At 50.3% G+C, this 18,429-nt stretch carries 17 protein-coding genes; 11 read left to right on the top strand and 6 right to left on the bottom strand.

Features of this window, described 5'->3' with window-relative positions; genetic code table 11:
* Positions 1-56: 56 nt before the first annotated feature.
* The 3 genes from EDC56_RS04365 to EDC56_RS04355 form a co-directional block, all read right to left on the bottom strand.
* On the bottom strand, positions 57-884 hold the full coding sequence (locus EDC56_RS04365; RefSeq protein ID WP_211333553.1) for an ion transporter: 828 nt from the start codon (positions 882-884) through the stop codon (positions 57-59).
* Between the two features lie 321 nt (positions 885-1,205).
* Positions 1,206-1,559: a hypothetical protein gene (locus EDC56_RS04360; protein ID WP_123711270.1), complete on the bottom strand. Its 354-nt coding sequence runs from the start codon at positions 1,557-1,559 to the stop codon at positions 1,206-1,208.
* A gap of 126 nt (positions 1,560-1,685) precedes the next feature.
* Positions 1,686-2,363 (bottom strand): YciC family protein, encoded by a 678-nt coding sequence (locus tag EDC56_RS04355; protein ID WP_123711269.1) that lies wholly within the window; start codon positions 2,361-2,363, stop codon positions 1,686-1,688.
* A 301-nt stretch (positions 2,364-2,664) separates the two neighbouring features.
* Between EDC56_RS04355 and EDC56_RS04350 the strand changes: the two genes are divergently transcribed.
* Positions 2,665-3,906: a uracil-xanthine permease family protein gene (locus EDC56_RS04350; protein ID WP_123711268.1), complete on the top strand. Its 1,242-nt coding sequence runs from the start codon at positions 2,665-2,667 to the stop codon at positions 3,904-3,906.
* Positions 3,907-3,910: 4 nt separating this feature from the next.
* Here the strand turns inward: EDC56_RS04350 and EDC56_RS04345 are convergent, their stop codons facing one another.
* The 3 genes from EDC56_RS04345 to EDC56_RS04335 all read right to left on the bottom strand — a co-directional run bounded on the left by EDC56_RS04345 (position 3,911) and on the right by EDC56_RS04335 (position 6,339).
* Positions 3,911-4,726, bottom strand: coding sequence for an MBL fold metallo-hydrolase (locus EDC56_RS04345; RefSeq protein ID WP_123711267.1), 816 nt, complete (start codon positions 4,724-4,726; stop codon positions 3,911-3,913).
* A 159-nt stretch (positions 4,727-4,885) separates the two neighbouring features.
* Complete coding sequence (nadC, locus tag EDC56_RS04340) at positions 4,886-5,737, bottom strand: carboxylating nicotinate-nucleotide diphosphorylase (protein WP_123711266.1); 852 nt, start codon at positions 5,735-5,737, stop codon at positions 4,886-4,888.
* An 80-nt stretch (positions 5,738-5,817) separates the two neighbouring features.
* Positions 5,818-6,339 carry a retropepsin-like aspartic protease family protein gene (locus EDC56_RS04335; RefSeq protein WP_211333552.1) on the bottom strand — a complete coding sequence of 174 codons (522 nt, stop codon included), beginning with the start codon at positions 6,337-6,339 and terminating at the stop codon, positions 5,818-5,820.
* 360 nt (positions 6,340-6,699) lie between these two features.
* Here EDC56_RS04335 and EDC56_RS04330 point away from each other — a divergent pair, with 360 nt between their 5' ends.
* The 10 genes from EDC56_RS04330 to pstA all read left to right on the top strand — a co-directional run bounded on the left by EDC56_RS04330 (position 6,700) and on the right by pstA (position 18,393).
* A complete protein-coding gene (locus EDC56_RS04330) occupies positions 6,700-9,054 on the top strand; it encodes a DUF1631 domain-containing protein (protein WP_123711265.1) in 2,355 nt (784 codons plus the stop codon).
* An 84-nt stretch (positions 9,055-9,138) separates the two neighbouring features.
* A complete protein-coding gene (ampD, locus tag EDC56_RS04325; protein WP_123711264.1) occupies positions 9,139-9,723 on the top strand; it encodes a 1,6-anhydro-N-acetylmuramyl-L-alanine amidase AmpD in 585 nt (194 codons plus the stop codon).
* A complete protein-coding gene (locus EDC56_RS04320) occupies positions 9,720-10,646 on the top strand; it encodes an ROK family protein (protein ID WP_123711263.1) in 927 nt (308 codons plus the stop codon). Before ampD ends, EDC56_RS04320 begins: the two co-directional genes overlap by 4 nt.
* A 35-nt stretch (positions 10,647-10,681) precedes the next feature.
* Positions 10,682-11,203 (top strand): bifunctional adenosylcobinamide kinase/adenosylcobinamide-phosphate guanylyltransferase, encoded by a 522-nt coding sequence (gene cobU, locus EDC56_RS04315; protein WP_123711262.1) that lies wholly within the window; start codon positions 10,682-10,684, stop codon positions 11,201-11,203.
* 82 nt (positions 11,204-11,285) lie between these two features.
* The gene (cobT, locus tag EDC56_RS04310) at positions 11,286-12,332 is read left to right on the top strand and encodes a nicotinate-nucleotide--dimethylbenzimidazole phosphoribosyltransferase (protein ID WP_123711261.1); all 1,047 of its coding nucleotides are present in this window, start codon (positions 11,286-11,288) and stop codon (positions 12,330-12,332) included.
* Between the two features lie 15 nt (positions 12,333-12,347).
* On the top strand, positions 12,348-12,962 hold the full coding sequence (locus EDC56_RS04305) for a histidine phosphatase family protein (protein WP_123711260.1): 615 nt from the start codon (positions 12,348-12,350) through the stop codon (positions 12,960-12,962).
* A gap of 150 nt (positions 12,963-13,112) precedes the next feature.
* Complete coding sequence (locus EDC56_RS04300; RefSeq protein WP_123711259.1) at positions 13,113-14,498, top strand: substrate-binding domain-containing protein; 1,386 nt, start codon at positions 13,113-13,115, stop codon at positions 14,496-14,498.
* 270 nt (positions 14,499-14,768) lie between these two features.
* Positions 14,769-15,803 carry a substrate-binding domain-containing protein gene (locus EDC56_RS04295; protein ID WP_123711258.1) on the top strand — a complete coding sequence of 345 codons (1,035 nt, stop codon included), beginning with the start codon at positions 14,769-14,771 and terminating at the stop codon, positions 15,801-15,803.
* 81 nt (positions 15,804-15,884) lie between these two features.
* Entirely contained in the window at positions 15,885-17,117 is a 1,233-nt protein-coding gene (gene pstC / locus EDC56_RS04290) for a phosphate ABC transporter permease subunit PstC (protein ID WP_123711257.1), read from the top strand.
* Entirely contained in the window at positions 17,110-18,393 is a 1,284-nt protein-coding gene (gene pstA, locus EDC56_RS04285) for a phosphate ABC transporter permease PstA (protein WP_123711256.1), read from the top strand. The genes pstC and pstA overlap by 8 nt, the downstream gene beginning before the upstream one ends.
* Positions 18,394-18,429: the final 36 nt, after the last annotated feature.

Genomic DNA, 18,429 nt, shown 5'->3' with positions numbered 1-18,429 from the left:
ATATGACGAGTTTGTCGCTAGGGGCTGTCGTTAGAGAGTGTCGTTAAAGAGTATCGTTATTGTCGCTCAAGCTGACTTTGCTTGATTAGCTCTTTGAGCTCGTCGATTTGCTGCTTCAGCTCATCAATATCCTCAGTGTTAGCGCTGCGTGGCTGCTGGGCAGATTGTTCATCGCGCATTTTTTGGGTTTCTTGTGTCATCACATCGAGGATGGCGCCGACCATCATATTCAGAAAAATGAAGGCGGTAAGGAAGATAAAGCTAACATAATAGAGCCAACTGGAGGGGTAGACGGCGATTGTCTCGTACATGATAGACGTCCACGACTCGAAGGTGGAGATGCGAAACAGTGTTAGCATGGAAATGGAGACGTCACCCCATAAGAAGTCGTTGATATGGCCAAAGAGCATGCTGCCGATAGCGCCGTAAATGTAGAAGATGACGAACATCAGTAGGGCGATATAGCCCATGCGCGGGATGGCTTTGAACAGGGCGTTAACCAGCATGCGTAGCTCGGGAATCATCGACACTAAGCGAAGTACGCGGAAGATGCGCAGTAACCGTGCCAGTAAGATGGTTGAGCCTCCCGCGGGGATCAAGCTACCGATGACGATGATAGTGTCGAAAATATTCCAGCCATCACTAAAGAAGCGTTTACTGCTACTGCAGGCAAGATAACGAATGGTCAACTCAATCGTGAAGAATATGGTGATGCCAACATCGAGTATGTGCAGCCCCTGCTCTAACCAGCCGGCTAAGTGGTAGGTATGGGCGCCAATAGATAGCGCAGAAATGATGATCACACCGATCACAAAGGCTTGAAATAGCTTGCTGTCATCGATGTGTTTCAGGGTGCTCTGAAGACGAGAAAAACTGATCAGCAAAGTAGTGCTCCTAAAGTAGGTGATAGGAAAGTTAGTCAATACGCGGATTAAAGGCTAGAGACATTTGTCGCCAGTGATAATCATCGCGAAATAAGTCTGAAATTATTTAGTAGCAGAACAGAGATGCTCGGAATTAGGTAGAATTACCAGCAACATGCGTACAACTGCGAATGGTCTACTCAGTTATTTTTGCCATAATAGCACCCATACACAGTGATTGTGTTCTTCCAACATCCAAGGTCTTGTCGCCGAAGTAACTCCCCTAACGGGTCGAGACTTCGGCTTTTTTTTGCCTATTATTTTTTGCTTGGTTAGTGGCTATTAGTTGTTACTTAGCTGATCTATTTTTTTGCCCAGCCTAAAGCAATCAATACTACTGATTATCCATACCGCGAAGATGAACCAACTGGCGGCGCTGAGTAAGGCGGTGCCGTTGTCTTGCATGGACTGTTGTAGCATGTTGCGAATAAGTTCGGGGTCGAGGGGGGCTTCTCCCAGGGTAACCTTCTCGGCAATAGGGAGGGCCAGCGCCATGACTTGTTGAAACAAGATGGTGATGGCAATAATAACTCCGCTGCAGGCTAAAATCCCCTTCAGCTTTTGTTCGACTACAAAATAGCCTGAACCTGGAAATAATAGGATGGAAAAGAGTAGGGATTTAGTCGATTTATTCATAGTGTGCAACGAGTCCTTAAAATCTTCAACACTGCTATCGTAGGAACCAAGTCGATGGCGGTGATAGGGCCCAGAAAGATAGCATAGATTAGCCGTGGAGATGACTTCGATGAGAGGAAATAGCCTCTACGACGTTAACGTCTGTTCGTCAGTGAATACCCTAAAGGCGAAAATAATAAATAGGCTTGATAGCATGGAGGCGATAATAGCAGTGATTGCGGCGAAGCTCGGCTGCCATAAACCCAATGTGTTGAGTAGATATTCGACTGTTAATAATGGCAGCATAATCAGTATAAAGATGCTAACGATACCCTTGAATAGCAGCCACTGCTGCGGCCGTGTCTTCTGCCAGCTGGTATTGAGCGCCACGGTGGAAGTGGTGCGATCGAAGAGACAGTAAAACTCAGCAAAGGCCAGCCGGCTGAGGATGATAAAGCCCGGGATGATGAACAGCATAAAGCCAACAATCATCGCTAAGGCGCTGACAATATAGACAAGGAATAAGGGTAGCCAAAACTGCAATGCGCGCCGATAGTACTCGCCGTTGGAGTGATGCTGTCCGCGAATAGTTTCTGCGACGTAAAGGATCAGTGCGCCTTGAAAGATAGGGTAGAGTAATGCTTCAAGGATGTTGACCATAGCCGGGGCGTGACGATATGCCTCATCGTGTAGGGCGAACTGTGATGCGGCGGTACTGAGTATGTCTAGAGGAACAGCAAAGGGCAGCAATAGTGAGCAGATAGCCAGCCAGTGTTGTTTGAAAAATCGCCAAGAATCCGCTAACGGTAATATGAAGTCGTCCATAGTTTTTCTTTTATCACACGCTCATCGTGCGTCACTGTAAGGTTTTGAGGGAGTTGTTGCCGAGTTACTTAATGAACTAATGGTAATATAACAGTTTCGTTCAATAAAACTATTGACCTGTGTATTTTTTGGCTATCTTTTATTGTTGGTATGGCTAGACTTACCCTCGAGGACGGGTCTGTGACAACTCGTTGTATTTAATTTACTTCGTGAGTCACTGTGGTGTTTTACCGCAGGGCAAGCGAGAGTTGTAGGCTGCAGACAACGTAGTCGTAATGAGCATGAGTAATAAGGGAGCATAATGAATAAATCAACGAACCTACTGAGCGGTCGATTGACTGAACCGTTGCTGGGCGCACAGATGCTATTTGTCGCCTTTGGCGCTTTGGTATTGGTGCCTCTGCTTACCGGCTTGAATACCAGCGTAGCGCTGTTCACCGCCGGCTTGGGAACGCTGATTTTTCAGCTGATCACGCGTCGCTCGGTGCCAATTTTCTTGGCCTCAAGCTTCGCCTTTATTGGCCCTATTATCTATGGGGTGCAAGCTTGGGGGGTGGCGGCAACCATGGGAGGGCTGATGGCGGCAGGCTTGGTTTATGTCTTACTGTCGGCCATCGTTGCCTGGCGAGGACGTAATATCATCGAGCGTTTACTGCCTGCCGTCGTTGTAGGCCCTGTTATTATGGTGATCGGTTTGGCCTTAGCCCCTGTTGCGGTCAACATGGCGTTGGGGAAAAGCGGTGATGGCTCTGCACAGCTGTTTGAGCAAGATACGGCGCTTATCCTCTCGCTATTGGCGCTGCTGGTGACAGTGATGTCATCACTGTTGGGTCGGGGGCTGTTAAAGCTCGTGCCGATTCTGCTTGGGGTATTAGTCGCTTACTTTGTCGCGATAATCATGGGTGTCGTCGATTTTAGTCCCGTCGATGCGGCTCCCTGGTTCGCTGTACCGCCGTTTGTAACGCCCGAGTTTCACTGGCAGGCAGTGCTGTTTATGCTGCCGGTGGCTATTGCGCCAGCAGTGGAGCACGTGGGAGATATGATGGCGATTAGCCAGGTTGCAGGAAAAGACTTTTTACATAAGCCAGGTTTACACAAGACGTTACTGGGGGATGGTGTGGCAACGATGACAGCGTCAATGCTAGGGGGGCCGCCGAATACGACCTATGGTGAAGTGACGGGAGCAGTGGCGCTCACCAAGGCTTTCAACCCGGTATTAATGACCTGGGCGGCAGTGTTTGCCATCGTATTGTCATTTAGCGGCAAGCTAGGGGCGGTGTTGGCGACCATCCCGACGCCTATTATGGGCGGCATCATGATCCTACTGTTTGGCGCCATTGCCACCATCGGTATCAGCACCTTGGCTAAGGCGCAGCTGGACCTGCATCATCCTCGTAACCTAGCTATTTGTGCGATTCCACTGGTGTTCGGCATCGGTGGCATGCAGCTGGGTAGTGGTGAATTTGTGCTCAAAGGGATTGGCTTGGCGGCCATTGTTGCGGTGTTATTGAACCAACTGTTGCCGCAGGGCGAGCCGTCCTGAAGGTTTAAAGGTCTTTAAGGCAGGCGGCGACCAGGTTGCCTTTACTCATGGCAAAGCCGGAGAGTAGCGCCATGCTGCCCTCCCGGCCGAGCAGTTGGTGAGTGATTTGTCGTCGGGAGTAACCTTTGCTGTGTAATAAAATCACTTTTTCACGAAAGCTGGTTAGAAAGTCGAGCTTTTGCTGTAGCACTTGCTTGCCGTTGGCAATATGGCCACGATGGGCGCAAAATAGTGTGTCGAAATCGAGACTCACAGCTGTTCTTAGGCTCTCAATCTGTTGTTGAATATTCTCTTCGTGATGGGCGAAGCGTACTTGTTTGGCAACATAGAGATCGCCGGAAAACAGCCAGCCTTCATTCGGTTCGAGGAAGGTGGTGAGATCGTCGGTGTGGCCGGGCATATGCAGCGCCTGCAGGCGTCGAGTTGGGCTGATCTCAACAACTTCAGGGCACCGAGTCGGGTTAGCAAGACTGATCTTGCCAAAGATCATACGGCTGCTGAGGTTCATCTTGAAACCTTCGCGTAACCGTTGATGGCTGTTGTGATGGCAGTGAACGGCGGCATTAAAACAGCATTCGATATTGCCGCCGTTGCCACTGTGGTCTTCATGGTAGTGGGTAATTAATGCGCGCCTGACAGGGCGTTCCTCTAAGTAGCGTTTTACCAGCTTCCACTCTGCGGTGGGGCCGGTATCGACGATAGTGTCACCGAGCCGATAGATAATGCACGAGGTGTTGATTCTGTACTGTCCCGCTCGATTTTGGCGGCCAAGGCGAATGCCTTCGACCTGAGGGTGGTCAATCTTATGGATAATGCCCATGTCCTTTCCAGCTACCGTTACGAGCCTGTTAGCTTAACGCATGATGGAGTAATGAGAGGGCTACGATAGGGTGAGTTCGAGCTGAATAAGTTTTAGCTATTTACTCAGCGCGAGCAGTATCCCGCAGTCGTCAATACTGCGGGAAGGAGTGGTTTATGATCAGGCGGGGGTTTCGGTAAAGCGCATTGATAAATCGATGGCACGACAGTGTTTAGTCAGTGCACCGATAGAGATATAGTCGACACCGGTTTCTGCGACACCACGGAGGGTTTCGTTGGTGATATTGCCTGAGGCTTCCAGCTTGGCACGACCCGCAACCAGTGCCACGGCCTCGATCATCTGTGCATTGCTAAAGTTATCGAGCATGATGATGTCGGCACCCGCTTCTAACGCCTGGTTAAGTTCTACAAAGGTCTCTACCTCGACTTCTACGGGCTTACCGGGGTGGTTTGACTTGGCGGTAGCAATGGCCTGCTCAATGCCACCACAACCAGCTATATGGTTCTCCTTGATTAGGAAGGCGTCGAATAGGCCGATACGGTGGTTGTGGCAGCCACCACAGGTGACGGCGTACTTTTGTGCTGTACGTAGCCCGGGTATGGTCTTGCGTGTATCGAGAATGCGCACTTGAGTACCGGCAACAAGGTCGCTGTAGAACTTGGCCTCAGTTGCGACACCAGACAACAGCTGCAGGAAGTTAAGGGCGGCTCGCTCCCCCGTGAGTAGGCTACGCGCGCGGCCTTCGAGGGTGAAGAGGGTGCTATTGGCACTGACGCTATCACCATCTCGACACTGCCAGTGAACAGTGACTTCGCTGTCGACTTGACGAAACACTTCGTCGACCCAGGCTTGGCCACTGATGACGCAGTCTTCACGGGTAATGATACGAGCGGTGGCTTGAGTCTCAGTGGCGATCAGTTCAGCGGTGATGTCACCACTCCCAACGTCTTCGAGTAGTGCCTGACGGACACAGGGTTCAATATCTTTGGCAAAATTGGCAGGCACGCTCATGGGATCGTCTCGTCGGTATCAAAAGCGTCATTCTAACATTGTCCGCACAGCGGCTGCCAATGATGGTCGTTATTATTGCTCTACCGCGATTGAGAGAGGGTAAGCGTGTCGTTGCTTAACTCCACCTTAACCTGCTTTAGCGCGGACATACCAAGAAGAATGGCATCCTCTTTGTGCATGGCTGGGTTGAGTGAGGCGCGAACATCATGTAGCACGATGCCACCAATTTCGAGACGAGGGATGATGGTGTTGTAAACGGTGATAACACCATTGGCGGTATGCGCCTGGGAGGGGCGACCAACAGTTAGGTGTAGTTCTGCAGCAAGAGCTTGCGGGATAACAACATCGGTGGCGCCAGTATCAAGTAGCAACTTTACGTGTCTGTTGTTGATGCTGCCAACAGTGAGGAAGTGGTGTTGGTGGTTCGCTAGTAGTTGAACCTCTACCGTGTTGCCTCGATATTGGCTGCTCGGCTGTTGATTGGGGTTTTCACGCTGTGTCAGATAATCACTAAAGGCATAAGTCAGTAAGCCAAAAAGCGATAGCCAAGCCAGCCCGATAACGATACTGCTTGTGCTTGACGATGATGACTGATTATCCAATGCTTTATACGATCCGTTAGTTCGTGAATGATGGCTTTTTCCGAGTTATATCGCCTGTAGCGAGTGTATTATAACTCGAGGGAAAAGTAGATAACGATTGCTGATAGATGTCCCTCAATGGTGAAGTTTATGTAATACGGTTAATGTGATGTCGATCACATTTGCATGGCTATTCGCTGTTGTCTCTATGTCGGCTGTTTATACTTAATTTGTATAAGATCATTTTATGGGAATAGTGTAGCGTAGGGAGTATTGTTTTAGCTGTGTCTGTCGCGAGGGTGGCTTATTTTAACAATAATCTTCGCTGGGTTCGTAGGGTGTACTGCTGGCAACCGGATGTAAGTGACTAGAGAAATCATAATGAATCAAAAAGATGAGAAAATGACCCCGTTACGTGCGGCGACAGCGTCGAATTCGGTTTCTCTAGCAGCGCTGCCTATCGCGCTACAGGGGGTAGAGAGAAAAAGCAAAACCCATTTACTCGAGTTGCTGGCTGGAGTCTTCAATAACGTAGACGACACTCTTTTCGAATTGGCTGGTCGTGCGGATAACAGTACGGATCAGAATATGTACTTTGAGTCGATGCGCGAGGTGAGAATTCGCCGCCGTGGTATCGAGTTGAGCTTCAGTCAAGCGCTGGTAGGCGGCTTGAAAGCCCTGATGGGCAAGCCGGGACCTGTTGAGAAAAAGCAGCCAGAAAAGGTGTCCGGTGAGTCATTGAGCCTCGTTGATCACCAGGAACTCGAACAGATAGTGGCCTTCGATAGTATGGTGGCTAAGGCGGATGTGACTTGTCGCGAACAATTGAGCTTATTGACGGTTCGCATGGGTTCATTACTTCCCCACCGAGAACTAAACAGTACCGAAAATCCGGTGTCACCACAGGTTTTAGCTAAAATTTTCGTGTCCTCGTGTGAAGCGCTGGAAATCGACATACGCTCGCGATTGATGTTATTTAAATTATTTGATAAACAAGTACTAAGCGCCCTACCGAAGTTTTATGCCGCATGCAACAAAGAACTGGCAAGTGACGGGGTACTAGCACACTTACAGTTAGCCGATGCCTATCGTTCTTTGTATCCGGAAGATTATGCCAACCTACCCAAGAGGGGGGCGACGTCGTCGGCTGCCGAAGAGTCAGTATCGGCACAGCAAACAGCGACAGACTCTATGCATGGACAAGCAGTAACAGAGCTCCCTGATGACAAGGTGGGTGAGGATATCTTTCGTACAGTACAGCAGTTGATGACGCAGTTGTCCTGTTTTCAATCCGCAGGCTCTGAGCGGGTTTCGCTGGGGCCGCGTGCGAAGGTCGTCTCACGTGCCCAGGTGTTTGATACCTTTTCACAATTACAACTCGATGAACCAACACGGTTACCGCCGACGGATGAGAGTGGCTACTTGACTGAGACGCCAACTCAGCAAGATCTGAAGCAAGCGAGTGAGCTGTTGATGAAGCAGTTGTCTGCCGCCAGCGGTGGTCAGCGACATCGTATCGGCCAGTTGGATGAAGATGCGATCAATCTTGTCGAGATGTTATTTAGCTATATCTTAGATGACGATAATTTGGCGCCGGTGATGAAGGCGCTTATTGCGCGTTTGCAGATACCTATGATCAAGGTCGCGATGATCGATAAAGCGTTGTTCAACTCGACGCAACACCCGGCGAGAATGTTACTCAACGCACTGGCGAAAAGCGCCATTGGTTGGGACAAAGTGGTCGGTAAACGACGCGATACGTTGTATAAAAAAATTGAGTCCGTCATCGATCGAGTGATTAAAGAATTTAAGGATGACCTCAGTCTGTTCACTGATATTCTTGCTGACTTCGCCGCCTTTACAGAGGCGGATGAGCGCAGGGCGAGATTGGTTGAGCAGCGCACGATTACAGCAGAGCAGGGCCGGGCAACGGCGGAGCGAGCACGTCGCCAAGTGGATGCACTATTGGTTGATAAAATAGTTGCGGCACAACAAGGGCGTGACGAGCTGCCGCCGGTTGTCGTGCGCTTTTTAGGCGAGGCCTGGAGCGACGTATTATTTTTGATTTGTCTGCGTGAAGGTTGTGAGGGGGAGCAGTGGCAGCGAGCGATGACGCTGGTCGATAACCTGCTTTGGTCGGTGACGCCGATGGAACGCGAGAGTGATCGTCAACGCTTATTGAAGGTGATGCCTAGCCTACTGAAGAGCCTGCGTTCTGGCCTTGAGCAGACAGGTCATAGCGATTTTGATACCAATCGTCTCTTTGATCAGCTAGAAGAGTTGCACCAGGCCAATATCCGCGGTGAGTTGCATGTTGCTAGCGAGCAACAGCAGCAAAAAATGGCGGAATCTACCGAGGAGATAAAACCGACGAGCCTCGATGAGGCGCTGGCAGGGGGTGGTGGCGAAGGTCTTGGTGACGATATGTTGGATACCTGCAGCGATGAGGAGACTCTTGCGCTAGTAGACAAGATGGTCGCCGGTAGCTGGGTTGAGGTGTGTAACGAGCAAGAGCAATTATTGCGAGCACGCTTGGCCGCTATTATCAAATCGACAGACCGCTATATCTTTGTTAATCGTGCCGGTATCAAGGTGGCTGATTGGGTGCGAGACGAGTTGGCCAATGAAATAGTCGCCGGAAAGGTCAAGATGCTAGAGAGTGGCCAGTTGTTTGATCGAGCTCTCGAGTCGGTGATTGGTAACCTGCGTCAGATGCAGGATCGTAGACAGCGTTAGTCAATTGGTGGCTTAGTCGGTTATTATCGGTGTCATAGATGCCTGGTGGGCAATAAGGCCTGCCGATGATAGCGGATTTAGAACATGACAATTATTGATGGCGTACTGACTTCTGCGACGCCCTGTCCAAGTGATAATCATAATGAACGCCCTGAAGGCACTGAGGTGTCGCTGTTGGTTATTCACAATATTAGCCTGCCCGCCGGTTGCTTTGGTACGGGTCATATACACCGTTTATTTCAAAACAAATTAGACTGTACAGCAGACGAAAGCTTCGAGGAGTTGCAAGGGCTTGAGGTCGCCGCTCACCTGTTGATCGAACGAGATGGAACGGTCACTCAATTCGTCAACTTTAATCAGCGTGCCTGGCATGCCGGTGACTCAGCCTTTCGTGGTGTTGAGGCCTGTAATGACTACAGTATTGGCATTGAGCTTGAAGGCTGTGATGATCAGCCGTATGAGCTGGAACAGTACAATGTATTGGCCGATATTGCCGCACAGCTGGTGTTAACTTATCCCGCCATCACGCCGGATCGTATTGCCGGCCATAACGATATTGCCCCTGGCCGTAAGACTGACCCCGGTGAGGCGTTCGACTGGTCAATGTTTCGCCGCCTGCTGGCGACACGGTTGATTCGCGCCCATCTGCGTGAGCACGGCTCGATATGAGTGTGGTTGGTTTGCGCCGTTTAGGCATTGATCTTGGAGGAACCAAGATCGAGGCGCAGCTGTTCAGTCTAGAGGGCGAGTGTCTGTGGCGTCATCGCGAGCCGACACCTTTAGACATCGCAGGTACAGAGCGGCGCTACCAGGATACTCTCGACACTCTCTGTGGCTTGGTGAGTGCGGCGAGACAGTGGTCCGATGTCGCGTTTACCATTGGTTTGGCGACACCGGGTTCACACAATGATGCTACTGGTTTAATGCAGAATTGTAACTCGACTTGCCTCAATGGTAGAGCGCTTCAGTTGGATCTCGAACGACGATTAAAGCAACCGATCAAGATGGCTAATGATGCCGACTGTATGCTGTTATCGGAAGTCGTTGATGGTGCGGCGCACGGTGCCGCGTCAGCCTTCGGGGTAATTTTGGGGACCGGTGTTGGCGGTGCCGTGGCGGTGCATAATCAGCTTTTATCAGGTCCTAACGCTATCTGCGGTGAGTGGGGGCACAACCCTGTACCGGTGTTGCCAGGCCATGCCATGGGGCGGGATTGCTATTGCGGCAAGCGAGACTGCTTGGAAACGCATCTCAGCGGTGTTGGTTTGGCGGAGAGCTATCGACGTATCGCGGGCGATGCCTCGCTGGTTTTAGAGGGTAAGCAAATCGCTGCTTCTGATGATGCCAACTGTCGCCAGGCAATGGAGCAATACTTTGATATGTTGGCGGCTTGTCTGGCTCAGGTCATCAACATATTAGACCCCCATGTTATTGTTTTCGCAGGCGGCGTTTCTCGTCTGCCAAACCTGCTTGTCGAGCTTGAGCAGCGTCTGCCGAAGTTTGTCTTTATCGACCGATTGAATACCCGGCTAGTATTGTCGCAGTACGGCGATGCCAGCGGTGCACGGGGTGCCGCCTGGCTGTGGAATTAACGACATGCTGAACACTGAAGGGAAGGTCTAATACTGTGTTACAACTTATTTTAGGGGGGGTCCGCTCCGGGAAGAGCTCTCTTGCTGAGCGACTCTGCCAAGAGAGTGGCAAACAGGTGATTTACGTCGCGACGGCGACAGCGGGTGACGACGAGATGACTCGGCGCATCGCGCGACATCGAGCGGATCGGCCGGATCAATGGCCAACGGTTGAAGAGCCAATAGCACTGGCGGCGGCACTATCGGCTTACGATGACGAGCGCTACTGTATTATGGTTGACTGCCTGACACTTTGGTTGACCAATAACTTACTCGACACGAAAGACAGTTGGCAGACGGAAAAAGCGAAGCTATTGCAACAGCTCTCGACGCTGCGTGCCGATGTCATCTTCGTTAGTAATGAGGTTGGTCTCGGCATTGTGCCCATGGGCTCGCTGTCTCGACGTTTCAGCGATGAGGCAGGCTGGTTACATCAAGAGCTCGCTGCTCGCTGTGATCGTGTGGTGATGGTCGTCGCAGGGTTGCCCCAGGTACTCAAGGGGCCACCGTTGGACTGAGCGAGATGCGCGGTCACAACGGGGTCCTATCCAATAGAGTTATTTTTAACTGATAATCGCGTTAATATAGAAGGTAGAAAGAATGAGTGCATGGTATTTGGCAGCAGCAAAACAGCTCGACCAAGAGGCTAGGCAAGAGGCGTTAACGCGGCAGTCTGTACTGACCAAGCCTCCTGGGTCGTTAGGTCGGCTGGAAGCCGTTGCTGTGGCGTTGGCGGCGATGCAGGGCTGTGAGCAGCCTAGCCTCAACCTGCCGTATATTGCGATATTTGCCGCCGATCACGGCATTGCTAAGCAGGGCGTATCGGCTTTTCCTCAGGTAGTAACAGGGGAGATGATTCGCAACTTTGCCGCCGGTGGTGCCGCCATTACCGTAATGGCAAAACAGATGGGAGCGACGTTTACCGTGTTAAACATGGGGACCGCGTTCCCTGTCGAGCCACTCCCTTCGGTGCGCTCGTTGAATATTAAGCCTGGTACTGATGACTTCTCCAAGCAACCTGCGATGTCTGATCAGGAGCTGATGTCTTGTTTGCAGGCGGCTGCTGATTTTATCGATGAGATCGATGCCGACCTGTTTATCGGTGGAGAGATGGGCATTGCCAATACAACATCGGCATCGGCGCTGGCAGCGGTGATGCTTGGAGAGCAGGCCGAGGCGTTAGTGGGGCCGGGTACAGGGGTGAGCAGTGATGTGGTGATGCATAAAGCGCAGGTGATTGATGCGGCGATTGCGTTGCATGGGGTTCGTCGTGAACAACCGATGGCGCTACTTGCCTGTCTTGGGGGGCTTGAGATCGCCGGCTTGGTAGGGGCTTATATTCGCTGTGCGCAGAGAGGGTTGCCAGTATTAGTGGATGGTTTTATTGCCACGGTTGCAGCCTTGATGGCGGTGGCGATTAACCCGTCGATTAGAGGGTGGCTGTTGTTTGGCCATAGTTCTGCTGAACCAGGGCATCGAAAGGTGTTGGCTGCACTTGAGGCAGAGGCTATCTTACAATTAGATATGCGTTTAGGTGAGGGCAGTGGTGCTGCTGTTGCCTATAGTGTTGTGCAGTCGGCTCTGGCGTTACATCGAGGCATGGCGAGTTTTGCTGATGCTGGCGTCAGTGGTGCGGACGAGGTTTAACAGAGGGTGACAACGATGTTGACGACGATTGATCTATTACGACATGGAGCCTGCGAGGGGGGGGAGATTTTTCGTGGCAGCAGTGATGTGTCGCTCTCGGATCAGGGCTGGCAGCAGATGTCAGCGGCAGTCGAGTCTGAGGCGCCACCTTGGCAGGCAATCGTGACATCCCCCTTACAGCGCTGTGCTAGATTCGCGACACAGCTTGGTGAGCGCAGCCACTTACCTGTCGCCAGCTATGAAGATTTGGCGGAAATTGATTTCGGTGACTGGGAGGGGCGCTTGATTGCCGATGTGCAGGCCGAGCAGGGCGAAGCGCTGAGGAAGTTCTGGGAAAAGCCATCGTCCAATACACCGCCAAATGGTGAGAGTATGGAACGCTTTATGACGAGGCAGTATCGTGCCTGGGATCTACTGTTGTCGGCGCATCGAGGTCAGCATATTTTACTGGTGAGTCATGGTGGTGCGATACGGGTATTATTGACCCGCTTGCTGGCGATGCCTGTGGACGCGATTGTCAGGTTAGAGGTTCCCTATGCCTGCCTGAGTCGTGTTAAAATTTATCATAGCGAAGGCCATAAGGATTGGGCGCAATTAGTTTCTCATAATAGCTCTTTAAGAAAGTTGTAATAATCTGTAGCTGCCCTATCATCCCGTGAGGTTTTGGCGCTGTCATTAAAGTGCCATATAACTGTCATCACCCCGTCATTTGACGAACTTAAAATCTGCGTAAAATTCAACTGAACGTTAAAAAACGAATTTTATCGGAGTGTTTTATCTATGCGGTTTCGATCTCAGCGCCATTTTTTAATTATAATAAGCTGTCTTTGTTTCAGCATTTTTACCGCAGTACGGCTCAATGCGGCCGCAGTCTCCGCTGCCGATAAACCGGAGTTGTTGTTTCGTTTGGCGGGCTCCAATACGGTAGGCGGGCGCTTGGCGCCAGCATTGGTGATGGAGTATCTTCGTGATCTTGGTGCGCAAAATGTGCATGTCGTTCCCAGTCATATTGAGAATGAGGTGCGTATTCTTGGAAGTCAGTATGGTAACGACGGGAGTCAATCAATTGCCGTAGATATTTCGGCGCATGGCTCGAGTACGGGCTTTAAATGGCTGAATGCTGGGCGTGCGGACATCGCGATGTCGTCGAGAGCGATCAAGCAGAGTGAGGTGAAGTTGCTCGAGCGTTTCGGTGATATGAACAGCTTTGATAATGAGCATGTGATTGCCATTGATGGTTTGGCTATTATTGTTCACCCAGATAATTCGTTGAATGAACTCAGTAAGCCGATATTAAAGCGTATTTTTAGTGGTGAAATAGATAACTGGCGGCAGCTTGGGGGTGACGACCGTGCTATTACGCTCTATGCCCGTGACGATAACTCAGGTACCTGGGATACTTTTAGAAGCTTGGTGTTGGGTAAAAAGACGGCCTTAGCGAGCGGTGCATCGCGTTACGAGTCAAACGCAGAGCTATCTGCACAAGTTGAGGCGGACCGTGGGGGTATTGGTTTTGTGCCTTTGGCAGCGGTCGCCGGTAGTAAGTTATTGGCTGTATCTGATCGTCAGACTCGAGCAATGAAACCGGAGCGGATCAACGTCGCGACGGAGGATTACCCCTTAGCCCGTCGACTGTACCTATATAGCAAGTCTAATATCGATAACCCGCATGTTGACGATTTTTTGAGTTTTGTGTTGAGTGAAAAGGGGCAGTCGATTGTAGAGAATATTGGTTTTATTTCGCAGAATATTATCGCCGTCGAGCAGCAAGCGGATAGCAGTGCTCCAGCGGAATATTTACAGCTTACTCAGCAGTCGAAGCGCTTAAGTGTCAATTTTTATTTCTCGCCCGCGAGTGCCGTCTTAGATAATAAGGGGCAGAGAGACCTGCTGCGTCTAGAGGGTTATTTTGCCAGCAGTGATGGCAAACAGCGAGTTTCGTTAGTCGGGTTTAGCGATGTTCGGTCGAAATCAAGCTTGGAGAAGGTGCTGGCTAAGCATCGTGCGTTGATGGTGAAGAATAAGTTGATCGGCAAAGTCGAAAACATTGAGCCGGTGATGAGCTTAGGGGCGTTTATGCCGATCGCTAATAATGGTGATGTGGTCGCTAAGATGAAGAATGGGCGTGTCGAGGTCTGGGTGTCGTCAGTACCGTCTTCGAACTAGCTTGTTTAGCGCCCCCTTTTATAACTACTTGTTTTTAGCTGCATAGCGCCCCTCTCTCCGGGGGGCTGTGCGGCTTTTTTATGCCTTTGTTTCGAGTCCCCGGATGGTAACTTGCTGTCTCAAAAGGGGAAAAATCAGTGTAATATAACCTTCATATTCCCTTCACAGAACTGTCAATTATCTCGATTAGTATAGCGACCACTTAGAGTTTGAATGATTTTTATCTCGTTAGATTATCGTGACTGATTATTAAGATCCTTGGAGGACAATATGTTAAAAAAACTGACTGCCCTAGCTATTGCAGGCATGGCACTATCAACAACGGTACAGGCTGCTGATCGTGACTATATCAGCATCGTTGGATCATCCACTGTTTACCCATTCTCAACGGTTGTTGCCGAGCGCTTCGGTAAAGAGACTAAGTTCAAGACACCTAAGGTTGAGTCCACAGGCTCAGGCGGTGGCTTCAAGCTGTTCTGTGCGGGCGCAGGCGGTAACACTCCTGATATTACTAATGCTTCTCGTAAGATTAAGTCATCAGAAGTTGAGCTGTGTGCCAAGAATGGCGTGAAGGATATTATGGAAGTAGTGATTGGTTTTGACGGCATCGTCTTGGCTAATGCTAAAAGTGCAAAGCAGTATGATCTTAGCCTTCGCGATATCTACCTTGCACTGGCGCGTAACGTGCCAAACCCAGACGGTTCTCATACTCTGGTTGAAAACCCCTATAAAACTTGGCAACAGGTTAACCCTAAGCTACCTAACAACAAGATCGAGGTGATGGGTCCGCCACCTACCTCAGGTACGCGTGACGCATTTGCTGAGTTAGCGATGGAAGGTGGTTGTAAGTCTTTTGATTGGATCAAGTCTATGAAGAAGACCGATAAGAACAAGTACAAGGCGGTCTGTCACGGTGTACGTGAAGATGGTGCTTATATTGAAGCGGGTGAGAACGATAACTTGATTGTTAAGAAACTGCAGAACAACCCTACTATGCTAGGTATTTTCGGTTTCTCTTATCTTGAGCAGAATGAAGATGTTGTTCAGGGTTCTAAGATTAACGGTATGGCACCTGAGTTTGAGGACATCTCTGATGGTTCTTACCCGGTTTCTCGTTCACTCTACTTTTATGTGAAGAAGCAGCATATTGATCAAGTTCCTGGTATTGAAGAGTACTTGGCGGAATTCACCAGTAAGCGCGCGATGGGACAAGAAGGTTACCTTGCCGACAAGGGAATGATCCCGCTGAGCAAAGAGTATTATGCCAAGGTAAAAAATAATGTAGCTAAGGGCGTTACTCTATAAGCGACTTTATAGGGTAGAAGTAATGAACTTGGACTGCGGTTCGTAGGAGAGTACGGTCGCAGTCTTGCTAGGTTTTATATTATGATTAGTGTAATTTTTCTCATACTAATAGCGATCTTGGCGGTGTTCTTCGTCATGAAATCGTATCAAAAAGCGGTATCCCTACAATTCAATACTGTGGCAGCTAGCGATCAGCGTATGGCGGCGAAGCCGGTCTATCATGCTAGTTTTAGTGCCGTCTGTGTGCTCTTTGGCGCCATGGTTTCAGTGCTAATTGTCCTTTTAATCAATCATTTTTTATTGCTTGAAATAGCAATGCCAATCACTATTTTAGCTTCTCTAGTTGGTGCCTCAATCGGTGGCAGCTATGCGGGTAGCAGGGTTCAACAAACATTTAATGCAAGAGTTGTCGTAGAACGTTGTCTGCGCGGAGTGCTGTTTTGTTGTGCGGCTGTTGCAGTCCTAACGACGTTAGCGATTGTGTTGTCTGTACTGTTTGAATCTCTTTTGTTTTTTAAGAAAGTCTCATTAACAGACTTTTTATTCGGTACCCAGTGGAGTCCACAGATCGCTATGCGAGCCGATCAAGCCGGTGCTACTGGTTTATTCGGAATACTGCCGCTGTTGGCGGGTACATTATTAATCACCGCTATTGCTATGTCGATCGCGGCCCCTATTGGCTTGATGTCGGCCATTTACTTATCGGAATATGCCAGTGAGAAAGCACGGGCATTTTTTAAGCCAGTATTAGAGCTGTTGGCCGGTATTCCCACCGTTGTCTACGGCTTCTTTGCTGCGCTTGCTGTGGCTCCTTGGGTGCGTCGGTTCGGTGAGTCGATGGGCTGGTCGGTATCGTCAGAGAGTGCGTTGGCCGCTGGTTTGGTCATGGGGGTGATGATAATCCCCTTCGTCTCGTCGCTGTCTGATGATGTTATTCGTGCCGTTCCTCAGACCTTGCGCGATGGTGCGCTTGGCTTGGGCTCGACGCGTGGCGAGATGATTCGTCAAGTTGTCTTGCCAGCGGCTTTACCAGGCATTGTCTCTGGCATGTTACTGGCGGTCTCGCGGGCGATCGGTGAAACGATGATCGTGGTAATGGCGGCGGGTATGGCAGCTAATTTGACTGCTAACCCACTGGAGTCGGTGACGACGGTCACGGTGCAGATAGTGACGCTACTTACCGGTGATCAGGAGTTTGATAGCGCGAAAACATTGGCCGCTTTCGCTCTGGGCTTAGTGTTGTTCGTCATCACGCTGATGCTCAACGTCATCGCCCTTCAGGTTGTTAATAAGTATAGGGAACAATATGACTAATCAGAGTGAATTAATCGCTGCTAACTTGCAGCGACGATATCGCAAAGAAAAGTTTTTCTTTGCCGCCGGCCTACTTTCGGTGATTTTCGCCAGTGTTTGTCTGTTGGTGTTGCTGGCGGATATCACGGGTAAAGGCACGGGTGCCCTTCGCGCCACCTACTTACAGTTAGAGGTGACGTTTGATAGCGAAGAGCTTGGTGTACAGCAACCCACTGCTGGCCAACAGCTTGATGCTGAGGCAATTCACGGCGCTGATTATGCCGCGGTGTTGAAGTCGGCGATCTATCAGCGCCTTGACGTCACTAAGCGTAAAGATAAGCGTGCCGCTGCTGGTTTGTGGAGTATCGGTGCCGAGTATGAGTTGCGGGATTACCTTAAGGAACATCCTGAGCAGTTAGGCAAGACGGTTAAACTGTGGTTACTGGCTGATGACGAGACCGACACATACGTCAAGTATTATTACGGCACTGGCGAGCAGTATGGGCGTGTTAAAGGTAAGCGTGAGCAGTGGCTTAATCAGTTGATTGACAACGGAGACATGACCACGCGTTTTAATACACGCTTCTTTACTAACGGTGATTCACGTGAACCTGAACTCGCCGGTATTCGCGGTGCGTTAATGGGCTCGGCATTAACCTTGATGGTGACGTTGTTGTTGTCCTTCCCCATCGGCATCGCGGCGGCACTTTATCTCGAAGAGTTCGCCCCGAAGAATCGTTGGACGGCGCTCCTCGAAATCAACATTAATAACCTGGCAGCGGTTCCCTCTATCGTTTTCGGTTTGTTGGGGGCGGCGGTATTTATTGCCTTCCTAGGCATGCCACGTTCGATACCATTGGTGGGTGGTTTGGTGTTAACGCTGATGACCCTGCCGACGATCATTATTGCCAGTCGAGCAGCGATTAAGGCAGTGCCGCCGTCGATTCGTGAGGCGGCTCTGGGCATGGGGGCATCTAAGATGCAGGTAGTGTTACACCATGTTTTGCCTCTGGCAATGCCGGGCATGCTGACTGGCTTAGTTCTTGGCATGGCGCAAGCGTTAGGTGAGACGGCGCCGCTACTGATGATTGGTATGGTAGCCTTCATCGTTGATATTCCCTCGACACTGACAGATCCGGCAGCGGTGTTGCCGGTACAAATTTTTCTCTGGGCCGATAGCCCTGAGCGTGCTTTTACCGAGAGAACTTCTGGGGCAATTATTGTGCTGTTGTTCTTCTTAGTCCTGATGAACGCCTTCGGTGTTTGGGCACGAAAGAAATTAGAGCGGCGCTGGTAGCGCCGATGATAACGCCATTTATGGTGATCATACGTA

Source organism: Sinobacterium caligoides (assembly GCF_003752585.1).
GTDB classification, from domain to species: domain Bacteria; phylum Pseudomonadota; class Gammaproteobacteria; order Pseudomonadales; family Sinobacteriaceae; genus Sinobacterium; species Sinobacterium caligoides.
This window is presented reverse-complemented; position numbering and strand designations above follow the sequence as displayed.